General features: G+C 65.1%; 15 protein-coding genes. 10 read left to right on the top strand and 5 right to left on the bottom strand.

Annotated features, from left to right (window positions below):
* Positions 1-97: 97 nt before the first annotated feature.
* The 6 genes from WDLP6_RS06385 to WDLP6_RS06410 are packed head-to-tail and all read left to right on the top strand — an operon-like array spanning position 98 to position 4,528.
* Complete coding sequence (locus tag WDLP6_RS06385; RefSeq protein ID WP_162591656.1) at positions 98-1,750, top strand: cbb3-type cytochrome c oxidase subunit I; 1,653 nt, start codon at positions 98-100, stop codon at positions 1,748-1,750.
* Positions 1,740-2,378, top strand: a complete 639-nt coding sequence (locus tag WDLP6_RS06390; RefSeq protein ID WP_162591657.1) for a cbb3-type cytochrome c oxidase subunit II — start codon at positions 1,740-1,742, stop codon at positions 2,376-2,378. The genes WDLP6_RS06385 and WDLP6_RS06390 overlap by 11 nt, the downstream gene beginning before the upstream one ends.
* Positions 2,379-2,396: 18 nt before the next feature.
* On the top strand, positions 2,397-3,005 hold the full coding sequence (locus WDLP6_RS06395; protein ID WP_162591658.1) for a c-type cytochrome: 609 nt from the start codon (positions 2,397-2,399) through the stop codon (positions 3,003-3,005).
* A 13-nt stretch (positions 3,006-3,018) separates the two neighbouring features.
* Positions 3,019-3,306: an Rrf2 family transcriptional regulator gene (locus WDLP6_RS06400; RefSeq protein ID WP_162591659.1), complete on the top strand. Its 288-nt coding sequence runs from the start codon at positions 3,019-3,021 to the stop codon at positions 3,304-3,306.
* Entirely contained in the window at positions 3,303-3,950 is a 648-nt protein-coding gene (locus tag WDLP6_RS06405; RefSeq protein ID WP_162591660.1) for an SCO family protein, read from the top strand. The genes WDLP6_RS06400 and WDLP6_RS06405 overlap by 4 nt, the downstream gene beginning before the upstream one ends.
* Positions 3,947-4,528: a hypothetical protein gene (locus tag WDLP6_RS06410; RefSeq protein ID WP_162591661.1), complete on the top strand. Its 582-nt coding sequence runs from the start codon at positions 3,947-3,949 to the stop codon at positions 4,526-4,528. The genes WDLP6_RS06405 and WDLP6_RS06410 overlap by 4 nt, the downstream gene beginning before the upstream one ends.
* Here WDLP6_RS06410 and WDLP6_RS06415 read toward each other — a convergent pair.
* The 4 genes from WDLP6_RS06415 to WDLP6_RS06430 form a co-directional block, all read right to left on the bottom strand.
* Complete coding sequence (locus tag WDLP6_RS06415; RefSeq protein ID WP_162591662.1) at positions 4,454-4,777, bottom strand: hypothetical protein; 324 nt, start codon at positions 4,775-4,777, stop codon at positions 4,454-4,456. The genes WDLP6_RS06410 and WDLP6_RS06415 overlap by 75 nt on opposite strands.
* Positions 4,778-5,048: 271 nt before the next feature.
* The gene (locus WDLP6_RS06420; RefSeq protein WP_162591663.1) at positions 5,049-6,269 is read right to left on the bottom strand and encodes a hypothetical protein; all 1,221 of its coding nucleotides are present in this window, start codon (positions 6,267-6,269) and stop codon (positions 5,049-5,051) included.
* A 111-nt stretch (positions 6,270-6,380) separates the two neighbouring features.
* Positions 6,381-8,933 carry a magnesium-translocating P-type ATPase gene (gene mgtA, locus WDLP6_RS06425; RefSeq protein WP_162591664.1) on the bottom strand — a complete coding sequence of 851 codons (2,553 nt, stop codon included), beginning with the start codon at positions 8,931-8,933 and terminating at the stop codon, positions 6,381-6,383.
* A gap of 36 nt (positions 8,934-8,969) precedes the next feature.
* On the bottom strand, positions 8,970-9,179 hold the full coding sequence (locus WDLP6_RS06430; protein WP_162591665.1) for a YgaP family membrane protein: 210 nt from the start codon (positions 9,177-9,179) through the stop codon (positions 8,970-8,972).
* Between the two features lie 178 nt (positions 9,180-9,357).
* Between WDLP6_RS06430 and WDLP6_RS06435 the strand changes: the two genes are divergently transcribed.
* On the top strand, positions 9,358-9,966 hold the full coding sequence (locus WDLP6_RS06435) for an exopolysaccharide biosynthesis protein (RefSeq protein WP_162591666.1): 609 nt from the start codon (positions 9,358-9,360) through the stop codon (positions 9,964-9,966).
* 97 nt (positions 9,967-10,063) lie between these two features.
* Positions 10,064-10,921, top strand: a complete 858-nt coding sequence (locus tag WDLP6_RS06440; protein ID WP_162591667.1) for a universal stress protein — start codon at positions 10,064-10,066, stop codon at positions 10,919-10,921.
* A gap of 40 nt (positions 10,922-10,961) precedes the next feature.
* Here WDLP6_RS06440 and acs read toward each other — a convergent pair whose 3' ends face one another.
* Positions 10,962-12,938, bottom strand: coding sequence for an acetate--CoA ligase (gene acs / locus WDLP6_RS06445; RefSeq protein WP_162591668.1), 1,977 nt, complete (start codon positions 12,936-12,938; stop codon positions 10,962-10,964).
* A gap of 161 nt (positions 12,939-13,099) precedes the next feature.
* On the opposite strand from acs, the gene WDLP6_RS06450 reads away from it, so the two are divergent.
* Both WDLP6_RS06450 and WDLP6_RS06455 read left to right on the top strand, forming a co-directional pair.
* Positions 13,100-13,408 carry a DUF485 domain-containing protein gene (locus WDLP6_RS06450; RefSeq protein ID WP_162591669.1) on the top strand — a complete coding sequence of 103 codons (309 nt, stop codon included), beginning with the start codon at positions 13,100-13,102 and terminating at the stop codon, positions 13,406-13,408.
* Positions 13,405-15,132 (top strand): cation acetate symporter, encoded by a 1,728-nt coding sequence (locus WDLP6_RS06455; protein WP_162591670.1) that lies wholly within the window; start codon positions 13,405-13,407, stop codon positions 15,130-15,132. The genes WDLP6_RS06450 and WDLP6_RS06455 overlap by 4 nt, the downstream gene beginning before the upstream one ends.
* Positions 15,133-15,134 lie beyond the last annotated feature (2 nt).

Genomic DNA, 15,134 nt, shown 5'->3' on the forward strand with positions numbered 1-15,134 from the left:
ATCCGAATCCGAATCCGAATCCGAGACCGAAGAGGGCAAGGCACACGGTCTCGAAGATGTTTCAAACCAACTGCGACACGGTCGCTCGGAGACACTGATGGACAGCGCAATCCTGAGCCTGCTCGGCGCCTTCCTGCTGTCGATCATCGGCCTGTTCGTGTTCATCTGGTCGATGCGCAGCGGCCTGCTGGTCGAAAACCCCAAGGCGGCATCCGTCATCTTCGCGCGGGGCGAGGTCGGCAAGGTGGACGACCCGGCGCTGGGCGACGCGGCGCAGGCGTCGATGCAGACCGCCGCTGCGCAGGCCGGCATCGAAACACACCCCACCGATCCCCATGAAATGCGCGACCGCATAGAGGCTGATACCTCTACAGCGTTCCCGGTGTTCATGTTCATAGCGTTCGCCTGTGTCTGGCTGCTGGTCGGCTCCGTCGCGGGCCTCGTGTCATCCATCAAGCTGCACGAACCCGACTGGCTGGTCAGCCAGGCCTGGATGACCTTCGGGCGCATGCGCAGCGTGCACCTGAATGCCGTGCTCTACGGCTGGATCACCAACGCTGCATTGGGCATGATTTTGTGGCTGCTGCCTCGGCTTCTGCGCACGCGCCTGGTCGGCGGCATATGGGCGATGCTCGGCGGCGCGCTCATCAACACGGGCGTCGCCGGCGGTATCGGTGCCATTGCAGTGGGCTGGACAGATGGCATGGAATACCTGGAAATTCCCTGGCAAATCGGCATCTTCATCTTTGTCGGCTTCGCGCTCGTCATCCTGCCGGTGCTGTTCACGCTGGTCAACCGCAAGGTGGAGCACCTGTACGTGAGTGTCTGGTACATGGTGGCGGCGCTGTTGTGGATCGCGTTGCTGTACCTCGTTGGCAAGGTGCCGGGCGTGCACACTGGCGTCCAGCAGGCGACCACCAACTGGTGGTACGGGCACAACGTCCTGGGTTTGTGGTTCACGCCCGTCAGCGTGGGGGCCATCTACTATTTCCTGCCCAAGATCATCGGCCGCCCCGTGCGTTCCTACAACCTGTCGATCCTCGGGTTCTGGACGCTGGCCTTCTTCTACGGCCAGGTGGGAGGCCATCATCTGATCGGCGGTCCTGTCCCGGGGTGGTTGGTCACGCTGTCCATCGTGCAGAGCATGATGATGATCATTCCGGTCATCGCCTTCACCATCAACATGGGCCTCACGCTGCAGGGGCGCATGCATCTGGCGCGCTATTCGCCGACGCTGCGCTTCATGATGTTCGGCGGCCTCATGTACATGCTCTCCTCGCTGCAAGGGTCGCTGGAGGCGCTGCGCAGCGTCAATCAGATCACGCACTTCACGCACTTCACGGTGGCTCATGCACATCTGGGCGCCTACGCCTTCGTCACGATGGTGCTGTTCGGCGCCATCTATTTCATGTTGCCGCGGGTGCTGAACTGGGAGTGGCCCTATCCAAGATTGATCAGCCTGCAGTTCTGGCTAGCGGCGGTGGGTGTGTCCATCTATTTTGTCGGCCTGTCGATCGGCGGCTGGCTGCAGGGCGTTGCCATGCTCGACGCCACGCGTCCGTTCATCGAGTCGGTCACGCTGACGCTCCCGTACCTGAGATGGCGCAGTGTGGGTGGCACCCTGATGCTCGCCAGCCATATCGTGTTCGTCGGGCATTTTCTCGCGATGGCATTGCGTTTCGGCCCTACGCGCGCGGGCGCAGCCTTGTTCTGGCAGCAGGGTCAGCAGGAGGTCGCACATGGAAAATGAGGTCAAACTCGCCGCCGGGGCCATGGTGGCGCTCGCTGTGGCGACGGCCGCGTTGGTCGTGTTGCCCTACATGCAAGTCCGTGATATTCCGAAGCCTCCTGCGCTGAAGCCTTACACCACCGCAGAACTGCGCGGGCGCGAGGTGTACATCTCCAATGGCTGTGTCTATTGCCACAGCCAGCAGCCGCGCACGCGCAGCTTTGGCCCCGATTTCGAGCGCGGATGGGGGCGCGCATCGGTGCCCGGGGACTATTTCTACGACAAGCCTCACCTGCTCGGCAGCATGCGAACGGGGCCAGATCTCCTGAACATCGGCGCGCGCCAACCGAGCAAGGATTGGCATCTGGGCCACCTCTACCAGCCGCGCGCCTACTCGCCGGGCTCGAACATGCCGTCGTACCCGTACCTGTTCGACGTCAAGGACGCGGCCGATGCCGGTGAGGAAGTATTGACCTTGCCGCCCGGGTATGCCCCCGTGGGCCGCGTGGTGGTACCCCGGCCCGAGGCGCTGGATCTGGTGAGGTATCTGCAGGCGCTGAACCGCACCTACCCGATCTTGCCGCCGCTGCCGCCGCCGGCGGGCGATCGCGAGGCTGAGCCGAAAGCCGGCCAGGTCCCCAAATCCTGATTGCACGCGAGATTGCACATGTCGAACGAAACCGACCAACACCGCCCGCCGCAAGAGCGCGAGAATGCCGAGCCCGACGAAGTCCGTCGACCCATGCCGCTGATCGTCGCCGCGGTCGCGGCCAGCATGGTGCTGTTTGGCGCCGGCTACATTCTGCTGTCAGATCCCTTCGGCACGCCCGGCCTGGGCGACCGCCGCACGGTGGCGGAACTGTCGGGCCCCGCGCCTTCCGCTCGCGGTTCCGGCCCGGACGGTAAGCAGCTTTTCACCGCGAACTGTGTGGCCTGCCATCAGGCTACGGGCAAAGGGCTGCCCGGCGTTTTCCCACCGCTCGACGGATCGGAATGGGTCGCGGGCCATCCGCGTACAGTGGTCAACATCCTGTTGCATGGCATCGCCGGCGAATTGGAGGTGGCTGGCACGGTGTACAAAGGCGCGATGCCTGCATTCAACCAGCTGAGCGATCAGGAGTTGGCCGCGCTGGCGACCTTCATCCGTAGCAACTGGTCGAACAAGGCCGAGCCGATCAAGCCGGATTTGTTCGAACAGGAGCGCAAGGCGAACCCCCGAACGACACCGTTTGCCGGCGGCGAAGAACTGAAAGCATTGGCGGCCAAAACCCCTTGAGCCCAGGATTTCCATGCGCCTGACCGCAATGAGCGACCATTCGCCGCGCTTGGTGAAGATCACTCACCAATCGCGACTCAACGGCTCGACAGTCATTGTGCGCGGCCGAGGCGGTGGGATGCGTCTTGCAGGCTGGCCGGAAAACATCAATCTCGGCGCCGTGATGCGCACCGCGGCGTCCGTGACGCTAGTGGGCTGCACCGACGTTCTGCCCAGCGGCTCCCAGGGCTCGTTCGTCGTGCAGACGCCGAAGTCCCCTCCGGCATTGCGCATGCGCATGCGCATGCGGATGGACGGATGAAACGCACCGCGTTCGCCAGCGCGATGTTCGTGCTGCTGTCATACGCGGCCGCGCATTGGCTGACATTGGACTTCCACATCTGGACGGCAGAAGGCGCGCGCCGCCTCGAAATCGCGAGGCGACCACTTGAAGCGCTCCCGGTCGCCATGGAGGGCCCCGGCGTTCGGGCACGGACGCTGACGCAACTCCTGGCGAGCGAGGGTGCTGTGACGATCGTCGACTTCATGTACACACGCTGCGTCACGGTGTGTGCGGCGCTGGGAAGTGCCTTCCAGCAGATGCAATCAGCCATCGCCGGCAGCGAGCGATTTCCGGGCGAATCGAACGTGCGCCTGCTTTCCATCACTTTCGATCCCGAACACGACGACGCCGGTGTGCTCGCAACCTATGCGACCGGATTGCACGCCGACCCGCGCATCTGGCGCTTCGCTCGGGTCGTGGATCCCTCCGAAGACTCGAGCGGCCGGCGCCTGCTCGACCACTATCAGGTCACCGTGATTGCGGATGGTCTGGGCGGCTTCGAGCACAATGCCGCGCTGTTGGTGATCGATCCGGCCGGTCGGTTAGTTCGGGTGTTCGACTACTCCGAGCTGGATGCGGCGTTGGCTTTTTCTCGCGCGCTGGCCGACGGGAGCCGGCCATGACCAAGCCGCGCGGCGCGATTGTCCTGCAGTTCGCCATAGGCGCTGCGCTGCTGGTCTTGCTGATGCTGCCGCCACTGCGGCAGGCGCTGGAGTCCAGCATGAGCCTGCACATGCTCGTGCAGTATCCGGCGCTGGTGCTGGCCGGCGCACTCGTGGGGGTGGCGCTGCCGGCGAGCCTGGCGGAGCGTCTGTCAGCGTGGAACGAACTGGGTATGGCCGGCCTCACGGCGTGTGCCTTGTCCTTCGCTGTGTTGATGATCCCGCGCGTACTCGATTTGGTGCTGATCGACACTCGGGTCGAAGCTGCCAAGGTCGTCGCCCTGCTCTTTGCCGGAGCGGTTCTGCGGCCATCATGGCGCGCGGCGGGGCTGGTGATTCAGGGCTTCTTTCTTGGCGGCGTCCTGCCGATGACAATCGTCGTTGCGACGCTGTATCGAGATTCTCCAATCCGACTGTGCAATGCCTATCGAATCGACGATCAGCAGCGACTGGGGCTCGGACTGTTATGGATCGCCGGCGTGGTGGCTGTCGGATGGTTCAGTCACGCGGCACGCCACTTGCGCAATTCGGCTGCTTGAATGCGCCACGTAGTCCTTGATCGCGCGATTCAGGCCGCAGCCATCGCATCGGCGCTGGCTGGCCGACAGCAGTTCGACCTGACACGTGACGATCTGGGCCTGCAACTGCGCGAGCACCGCCTTGGCGTCAGCCAAGCCCAGCCCCGGGGTTTCGATGCTCGGCTGCGCATCGACCTTCAGCGCCAGCAGCGGCAACGCGTCCGACTCGGCAGCGCCGCCGGAAATGGCAAAACTGACTGTGATCTGCATGGCCAAGCTCCAAAGGCGCGCCAGGCGTCATTCTCCAGCCAGCGAACTCGATCACAGATTGGCCAATCGCAATAGGAACTCGCAAGTCAGCGTCTGTACACCCCACCATTTGAATCGCTCTCCGCATCGACTGTGCGATTTCCAACCGCCGGATCATGCCATCCGAGTAGATGGCGACCAACCGCGAAGCGACGTGTCAGTGCGCTGATCTGCAGGGCCGGCGGAATCATCCCTGCAGCAGCTGGCGTAGAAGGAGAGGCCACGGGATCATTTATCCGGGAGAATGGGCCGACAATTCCTTCCGAAGAAGGTTTGCCCTTCTCTGGAGCCACCATTCCGGCGTGTCCCCCGCAAGTGTCTCCGTGGTGGACGCGAAAGGATGGAAGCCGTGCGCGAAGCCCGTCACGACGCGTCCATTCTCGAGTTCCAATTCTGCTGAAGCGCCAAGCCACTTCCTCGGCAGCGGATGCCGCGCGTACGGGTTGTGGATCAGCACGGTCCCTTCGTTCCAATCCTCGCGCTCCGGACGCTCGCCCACTTCGTAGACAAAGCCGGCCGGCGATGGGGAGTCGCAATCGCTTCCAAGGCAGCTGCCGTGGCGCAGCATTCGTACCGCATGATTGCAATGGTCCTCTTGTCCGAGTCGATTGAATTTGGCGAGGGTCGCCTCGTTGCAGAACAGGATGGCCGAAATGTTCTCTGCCTCACTCTGACCGAAGAAGCCCTCCGGAAATATCTGACCGAGCTCGTGCGATGGTTGCGTACCGAACAGGAAATGCAGAACCGCAGCAGGCGGCGCTCCTTGCGGGAGTTCCATGTGATCGAAGTCCTGGACTGCGATCACAAACGGCTTGCCGGCGGTGTGCGGCAGGTTCCAGTGTTGCTGCTGCAGCTTTCGAAAAAGGCTGCAGCCGGCTCCGTTCGATCCCCCGCGCTGCCGATGGCTTGCGCTCTTGTCGTGCGCCGCGAACTGGGGCGGGACGATGTCCGGCTGCCCGATTCCAGTCGTCGGGATCCCCACGGTCAGAGCGTCGACCGCGACGGTGGTTTCGCCTTTCGTCAGCAGGAAGGTCGGATCGCGATGGCTGTGATCGACACAGTGGCCCGCCGTCTTGAACATCGCGAAGAGGAACAATTCGAACAGGGCCGCGTCGAAGCCGGTGGTTTGAAACCGGTCCACGAAGTCACGGTCGTGGAAGGCCGCGTGCAGTTGGCGCAGCAGGTCGCGCGCAGGTCCCAGCAACGCCGAGTCACGCAGCAGCCGGAACCTCGGGTGTAGTTGTCCATAGGGCCGCCCGGCCGTCTCGAACAGGTCAGCGAGGATCTCCGGCGAATCTGCGCGCGTGGAACTTCCCGCAGTGCTTGAGCCCTTGGTCTTCTGGCGGGTCTGTGAATCGGGAAGCATCGGAACTCCTTTGTCCTGAGTCGCCCCTTCAAAATGGAACCGCTTCGGCGTCGAGCGATAGATTTTCTCCGGGGCCGGAATGCGCATTCGATATCCATCACTGTAGTAAATGGTCGCGGCATGGACTTGATCTGGCGCAAAGAAGCCAGGCTTCGTGAATCATCCTTAGGCTCGGATTCGAAGGGGCAGGCTGAACGCTCATGACTTCGATCGAGACGCCAGCCGCGCGTAAAAGATGCGCTTGGCACCTTCGACCAGCGCGAGGTACGCCACCACCATGCCGCCCAGCCAGACGAAGAAGATCGCCGGCGGGGCCTCGAAGTGAAAGAGGCTCCCCAGCGGCGTGAGCGGCAGCAGCAGCGCGACGGCCACCACGGCAAGCGACGACCCGACGAGCACCGCGCTGGGCCGGCTCGACCATGGCCGACCGCGGGTGCGGATGACAAAGATCACCAGCACCTGGGTCACCAGCGACTCGATGAACCAGCCGGTTCGAAACAGTCCCTCCGGCGCATGCAGGACGTTGAGCAGAACCCAGAAGGTCAGGAAGTCGAAGAGCGAGCTGATCGATCCGAAGAGCCACATGAAACGCTGGATGAAGCCCATGTCCAGCGAGCGCGGGCGGCGCAGGTCGCTGCTGTCCACGCGGTCGAGCGGGATGGCCGCCTCCGAGAGGTCGTAGAGGATGTTGTTGAGCAGGATCTGGGTCGGAAGCATCGGCAGGAACGGCAGGAACGGCAGGAAAAGCGAGGCGCCGGCCATGCTCAGCATGTTCCCGAAATTGGAACTCGTCCCCATCATGATGTACTTCATCACATTGCCGAAGGTACGGCGTCCCTCCAGGACGCCTTCGTGCAGCACCGCGAGGTCATGGTCGAGCATGACCATGTCGGCGACCTCGCGTGCGACGTCGACGGCCGTGTCGACCGTGAGGGCGACGTCCGCCGAGCGCAGCGGCGGCGCATCGTTGATGCCGTCACCGAGGTAGCCCACCACATGCCCGCGCGCCTTCAGCGCCAGGACGATGCGATTTTTCTGGGCCGGGTTGACGCGGCAGAAGAGGGTGGTCTCGCCGACCCGGGCGCGCAGCGAGGCCTCGTCCATGCGGGCGATCTCCTGGCCGGTCAGAACGCCTCCCACCGGCAGGCCCAGCAGAGCGCACAGGTGCTGGGTGACGAGTTCGCTGTCGCCGCTGACGATCTTCACGGCGACGCCGCTCGCTGCCAGCGCCTTCAGCGCGGCGTCGGCACCCGCCTTGGGCGGATCGATGAAGGCGACGAAGCCCGCGAAGACCAGTTCGCTCTCGTCGTCCACGACGGCATGCGCGTGGTCGGCCGGCACCTCGCGCCAGGCGACGCCCAGCACGCGCAGGCCGTCGCGTTCCAGGCCATGGCATCGCTCGCGCAGGCGCTCCAGCGCAGGCGCATCCAGCGGCCCCTGTGAGCGGCCTTCGTCCTGTTCGTGGCGATTGCATAGGCCGAGCACGTCGTCGGGCGCACCCTTGACCACCAGCCATCGCGCATCACCGCGATCGACGAGCACCGAGACCCGACGCCGCTCGAAGTCGAAAGGCACCTCGTCGATCTTTCTCCAGCCCCCGACGTCCGTATGGCGCGCCAGGATGGCCTCGTCGAGCGGACTCTTCAGGCCGCTTTCGAAGACACTGTTCAGATGCGCCAGCATCAGCACGCGCGTGGTGTCGCGCCCGTCGGCATCCAGGCATTGCGCGAGGTGGATCCTGGCCTCGGTCAGCGTGCCCGTCTTGTCGGTGCACAGCACGTCCATCGCGCCGAGGTTCTCGATCGATGGCAGGCGCTTGACGATCACGCGGCGCTTCGCCATCCGCATCGCGCCGCGCGACAGCGTCACCGACACCACCATCGGCAGCAGTTCGGGTGTGAGACCGACGGCCAGCGCGACGGCGAACAGGAACGAATCGAGCAGCGGACGATGCTGGACCAGGTTGACCAGCAGGACGAACAGCACCAGCAGCAGCGTGATGCGCATGATCATCATGCCGAAGCGGTGCATTCCAAGCTCGAAGTCGGTGGGCGGCGGCGCGGCCTCGATGCTGTGCGCAACTTCGCCGAGCGCGGTCGCCGAGCCGGTGGCCATGATCTGCACGCGCGCACTGCCGCTGACCACCGTGCTGCCCATGAAAACTGCATTGAGCGCCTGCTGCAGCTCGATGGCGCCGGCATCGAGCAAGCCGGGCTTTTTCTCTACCGGATAGGACTCCCCGGTGAGCAGGCCCTGATTGACGAAGAAGTCGCGTGCTTCGAGCACCCGTCCGTCGGCCGGCACCCGGTCGCCGGCGGCCAGCAGCACGAGGTCGCCGACGACGATCGCCGACACCGGGATATCCTGGGCAACGCCGTCGCGCAGCACGCTGGCGCGCAGTGCCACCGACTCGCGCAGCTTCTCGGCGGCCCGGCTGGCCCGGTGTTCCTGCACGAAGTCCAGCGCCACGCTCAGCAGCACCATCGAGATGATGATGGCGAAATTCGCGACGTCGCCGGTGGCGGCCGAGATGGCGCTGGCGGCAAGCAGGATCAGCACCAGCGGATTGCGAAAGCGCGAGAGGAACTGCGAGACCAGCGGGCGTTTCTTGCTCGCATCGAAGGTGTTCGGCCCCGTGCGCGCCAGCGTCTCCTCGGGCTGCTGGCGGGACAGCCCCTGGGTGGCGGCCGGCGCGGGGCCGAGCCACCAGGGTCCGGCCGGCGGAACCGGGGATTGGGAAATAGGTGTCACATAACGAGTGCGGTTCGGCACCACCAAAGGGCCATCTCAGCTGCCGCTCGCCTTGCCCCGATGTTCTCTCTGGGTGCCGAACCGAAACAGCGAGTACAGGGGGCAGCTGCCGACCAGGCCGGTGACCAGGGGGATGAGGCCGAAGTAGCCCCAAGGCCCGATGGTCCCGATTGCCGCGAGCAGCACAAGCGCAGCGCCCGCGCCGATGCGCAGCGTGCGGTCCGTCAATCCGATGTTGCGGTTCATCGCCTTCTCCAGCAGTTCCGATCCGCGCATCGTGCTGGACGCGGCCCGCTGCGTTGTTGCGCTGGATCAAGGCGCAGCCGATATCTGTCGGCGTTCGCCGCTCGGGGTCCGGCACCGGCATAGAAGCTTGATTTCGCGCAAGCCATGACGGCCTCGCGGCGATCAGCATGCACTCATCGTGACCACTTCGAACACCGAAGTCGATGGCTTGACCCGGCTCGCCGCAAACCCTGCCCGGCACCGGGTGGCGATTGCGGACATCCTGAGCGCCATGGGCGACAACGGCGTGATGATGCTGATCCTGCTGTTCGCCTTGCCCAACGCCGTTCCGGCGCCGCCGGGGACCTCGACCGTCCTGGGCTTGCCGCTGCTGTTCCTGACGCTCCAGTGGCTGCGAGGCAAGAAGCCGTGGGTGCCCGGCTGGATCGCCCGGCAGTCCTTGCGGCGCTCCGATTTTGCCGCGATCATGAAGCGCTTGACGCGCTTTTCGTCCTGGACCGAAAGCATCTCGCACCCCAGATTTCCCGCATTCGCGGGCGCCTCGGCGCTGCGGTTGGCAGGTGTGATGGGCGTCATCCTGTCGGCCGTGCTCGTGCTGCCGCTGCCCTTGGTCAACGTACCGTCGGGCATCGCCCTGGTGCTGTTCGCGCTCGGCGGGCTGCGCCGCGACGGTGTCCTCATGCTCCTTGGTTTCGTCGCCGCCCTCGCCTCAGTGATCGTCGCGACCGTCGTCGTGATCGGCATGTGGCGGATCGGCGGTCAGCTGCTTGCGCTCGCACGCTTCTGACATCCGTGGCGCGCGCACGAGCGGCGTCTGACCCATGTCAAGGCGCCGCGATGTGCTGCGTTCGAAGATAAGCGCATTGCCTGCAACAGGAGATTCCATGGAACTCGGAACCATCCTCGTCCATCTGGACCACTCGGAAAGGTGCCTGGCCCGCGTCGGTCTCGCAGTGCGGCTGGCGCGCGCGCGTGGTTGGCACGTGGTGGGCTTGATACCGACGGGGCTGCGCGATGGCGCGATCGCGCCTGATGCGCACCCGATGCGCAGCCCCGAGTTCATCGGGGCCTCGGCCGACTACCTGCGCCTGCGCGCGGATGCGACGGCCCATCTCTTCAAGCAGATCGTTCGCGACAGCGGTCAGGTTTCGCATGAGGCGCGGCTGGTGGATGGCGGATCCGCGGATGCACTCATTGACCATGGGCACGCGAGTGATCTGATCGTGGTCGGACAAGTCGATCAAGCGAGGTCCGACCATGACAAAACAGCGGACGCGACGCCCCGCGATCTGCCGGGGCAGGCGATGCTGCATTCGGGCCGACCCGTGCTCGTCGTCCCATGCGCAGGTCATTTCGAGGAGGTCGGCAGGAAGGTCATGGTCGCCTGGGACGGCACGCGCGAGGCGGCCATGGCGTTGCGCGATAGCTTGCCGTTGCTGGACCCGGCGGCCCGGGTGATGCTGATCTCGATGCGCAACGAGCGCGATGCGCCTGACCCGCGCAGACTTTGCGTCCCCGAAACCCTCGCCTGGCTGCGGCGACACGGCATCGATGCACAGGCCGAGGAGCGCGTGACCGCACTCTGCATCACCGAGACCCTGCGGGTGTGTGCGGCGCACTTCGGCGCCGACCTGGTCGTGATGGGAGGCTTCGGCCACACCCGGTTTCGGGAAGCGATGCTCGGCGGGACCACGCGCGAGATGCTTGCACGGGCGAAGCTGCCAGTGCTGATCTCGCATTGACGAGCGAAGCCGCACATGACGGTCTTCGCGCGGCTGGGCGTCAGTGCGCTTGCGACAGCTGTTGGAGGATGGCTGGATTCTCGAGTGTCGAAATATCCTGGGTGACCGCTTCGCCTCTCGCAACGGACCGCAGCAGTCTGCGCATGATCTTCCCGCTGCGTGTCTTCGGCAGGTTGTCCGCGAAGCGGATGTCCTTCGGCTTCGCGATCGGGCCGATCTCCTTTCCGACCCAGCTTCTCAGCTCGGCGGCCAATTGCGCGGCCTCGTCGTCCGTCGGCCGGGCGCGCTTGAGGACGACGAACGCGCAGATCGCTTCACCGGTGGTGTCATCCGGACGACCGACCACCGCGGCTTCGGCCACCAGGTCCGTGCACGATACGAGGGCCGACTCGATTTCCATGGTGCCCATGCGATGGCCGCTGACATTGAGCACGTCGTCGATGCGGCCGCCGATCGTGAAGTATCCCGTGTCGGCATCGCGTGCAGCGCCATCGCCGGCGAGGTAACAGCCGCGCAGGTCGGCCGGGTAGTAGCTCGATCGGTAGCGCGCATCGTCGCCCCAGATCGTGCGGATCATGCCGGGCCAGGGCCTCTTGATCACCAGGATGCCGCTGTGTCCGTTGGGCAGGTCGCCGCCGGTCTCGTCCACGATCGCAGCCATGATGCCGGGGAAGGGCAGGGTGCACGAACCCGGCACCAGCGTGGTGGCACCCGGCAGCGGCGTGATCATCTGTCCACCGGTTTCGGTCTGCCACCAGGTATCGACGATCGGGCAGCGCCCGCCGCCGATGTGCTTGTGGTACCACTCCCACGCGGCAGGATTGATCGGCTCGCCGACCGAGCCGAGGAGGCGCAGGCTCGTCAGGTCGTACCGGTCGGGATGCACGGCGGCGTTGGCCTCGGCCGCCTTGATGAGCGAGCGGATCGCGGTGGGCGCCGTATAGAACACCGAGACCTTATGCCTCTCGATCATCTGCCAGAAGCGGCCCGCATCGGGATATGTCGGAACGCCCTCGAACACCACTTCGGTCGCCCCGATGGCGAGCGGGCCGTAGGTGATGTAGGTGTGGCCCGTGATCCAGCCGATGTCGGCGGTGCACCAGAAGACGTCGCCGTCGTGAAGGTCGAAGGTCCACTTCGTCGTCACCGCGGCCTGGACAAGGTAGCCGCCGCTGCTGTGCTGCACGCCCTTGGGTTTGCCCGTGGAGCCGGAGGTGTAGAGCAGGAAGAGCGGGTGCTCTGCGCCAACCCACTCGGGCTCGCAGATGTCCGGCTGCGCGGCGGCGGCTTCGTGCATCCAGAGATCGCGCGGCTGCCAGGCGATCGTGCCGCCGGTGCGCCGGTAGACAATCACGTTGCGCACCGCCCCGCAGCCGCCGAGTGCCAGCGCTTCGTCGACCAGGGCCTTGAGGGGCAGTGACCTGCCGCCGCGCACCTGCTCGTCGGCGGTGACGACGACGACCGCGCCCGTGTCGGCGATGCGGTCGCGCAGCGAGTGCGCCGAGAACCCGCCGAACACCACCGAATGCACCGCGCCGATCCGCGCGCAAGCCTGCATCGCGACCACGCCCTCGACGGACATCGGCATGTAGATCACGACGCGATCGCCTTTGCGGACGCCCAAGCTTTTCAGGACATTCGCCATGCGGCAGGTCTGCGCCAGCAGCTGCGCATAGGTGGTGCGCGTGACCGTCCCGTCATCGGCTTCGAAGATGATTGCGACCTTGTCACCGAGCCCGGCCGCGACATGCCGGTCCAGGCAGTTGAAGGAGACGTTCAGCGTGCCGTCCTCGAACCATTTGTAGAACGGCGCGTCGTCGCTGTCGAGGATCCTGGTGAAAGGTGTCTTCCACTGCACGAACTCGCGCGCCAGGCGTGCCCAGTAACCCTCGTAGTCTGCCTCGGCTTCGGCTACGAGCCTGTCGTAGGCGGCCCGCCCGCTGACATGCGCCGAACGGACGAGACTTTGCGGCGGCGGGAATCGGTGGAGGTCTTGTGCGTGCGCTGACTGGCTCATGTGTGCTCCTGGAGGTTGTTGAAACACGCGTCGTGACCGGGACGCGTGTCGACCATGCGCATCGTCGTTGCGTTCGCATCGCCAGACCTTGCGCCAGCGCAAGGTCTGGCGCAGTCCGGGCGCGTCCAATCGACCGCAACATCCACCCGCAAGGAGACTCCATGGACGAACACCTGGTCCGGCGTATCGTCGGCAATCCGGCCTATCAGAAACTGAAAGCCAGGCGCACGCGCCTGGGCTGGACGCTCGCCGTACTCATGCTGCTCGTGTACTACGGCTTTGTCCTGCTGGTGGCGTTCGACAAGCCTTTTCTCGCGCAAAGGCTCGGCGACGGCGTGATGACGATGGGCATGCCCATCGGGTTCGGCGTCATCCTGTTCACCGTCGCGATCACCGCCTACTACGTGCATCGGGCCAATGCCGTCTTCGACGCGCTGTCGGACGCCGTGGCGAAGGATGCGAAGAAATGAAAGCCACGCTCTGCACCACGCGTCACGCCTTCGCGTTCGCTGCACTTCTTGCCGTCTGCACGGCGGCCAGCGCTGCCAGCGCCGATCTCGGCCAGGCCCAACGGCAGCCGACGAACTGGACGGCGATCGGCATGTTCGGGCTGTTCGTCGTCGGAACCTTGTTCATCACCAAGTGGGCCGCGTCCAGAACCCGGTCGGCCGCAGACTTCTATACCGCGGGTGGCGGCATCACGGGCTTCCAGAACGGCCTGGCGATCGCCGGCGACTACATGTCGGCGGCATCCTTCCTTGGCATCTCGGCGGCCGTGATGGCCGCCGGCTATGACGGGCTGATCTACTCGATCGGCTTCCTGGTCGGCTGGCCGGTGATCACCTTCCTGATGGCCGAGCGACTGCGCAACCTGGGCAAGTTCACCTTCGCCGACGTCGCGGCCTTCCGCTTCAAGCAGGGGCCGGTACGCATCTTCGCGGCTTCGGGCACGCTGGTCGTGGTGGCCTTCTACCTGATCGCGCAGATGGTCGGTGCGGGCCAGCTCATCAAGCTGCTGTTCGGCCTCGACTACTGGATCGCGGTCGTGATCGTCGGTTCGCTGATGATGGTCTACGTACTCTTCGGCGGCATGACCGCCACCACCTGGGTGCAGATCATCAAGGCAGGTCTGTTGCTCGGCGGCGCGACCTTCATGGCGCTGTCGGTGCTGTGGCACTTCGGCTTCAGCCCGGAGGCGATGTTCGCCGGTGCAGTCAAGGTCAAGACCGACCTTGCGCTCAAGGACGGCAAGACGGCCGAGGCCGCGGCGACCATCGGCCAGTCCATCATGGGGCCGGGCAACTTCGTCAAGGACCCGATCTCGGCCATTTCGTTCGGCATGGCCCTGATGTTCGGCACGGCCGGCCTGCCGCACATCCTGATGCGTTTCTTCACCGTGCCCAGCGCCAAGGAGGCGCGCAAGTCGGTGATGTGGGCCACCGGCTGGATCGGCTACTTCTACCTGCTGACTTTCATCATCGGCTTCGGCGCCATCACCTTCGTGCTGACCAACCCGGAGTTCCTCGACGCGGGTGGCGTGCTGAAAGGGGGCGGCAACATGGCGGCGATTCATCTCGCCAACGCAGTGGGCGGCAACGTGTTTCTCGGCTTCATCTCGGCGGTGGCCTTCGCGACCATCCTGGCCGTCGTCGCCGGCCTCACGCTGTCGGGCGCCTCCGCCGTCTCGCACGACCTGTATGCCACGGTGTTCAAGAAAGGCAAGGCCGAGGGCGCGTCAGAGTTGCGCGTCTCCAAGATCACCACGCTCGTGCTCGGCGCGCTGGCAGTGATGCTCGGCATCCTGTTCGAGAAACAGAACATCGCCTTCATGGTGTCGCTGGCATTCGCGATCGCGGCTTCGGCCAACTTCCCGGTGCTGTTCATGTCGGTGCTGTGGAAGGGGTGCACGACGCGCGGCGCAGTGATCGGCGGTTTTCTCGGGCTGATCTCCTCCGTGGGCCTGACGGTCGTCTCTCCCTCGGTGTGGGAAGCGACCCTGGGCCACCCGGCCGGATCGGCGCTGTTTCCTTACGCATCCCCGTGCCTGTTCTCGATGACCATCGGCTTTGCCGGCATCTGGCTGTTCTCGCTGCTGGACCGCAGCGCCCGCTCCAGGGTCGACAGGCAGGGCTTCCTGGCACAGCAGGTGCGATCGGAGACCGGCATCGGCGCCTCCGCGGCCAGCGGGCATTGAAG

Source organism: Variovorax sp. PBL-E5 (genome assembly GCF_901827185.1).
Lineage (GTDB): Bacteria > Pseudomonadota > Gammaproteobacteria > Burkholderiales > Burkholderiaceae_C > Variovorax.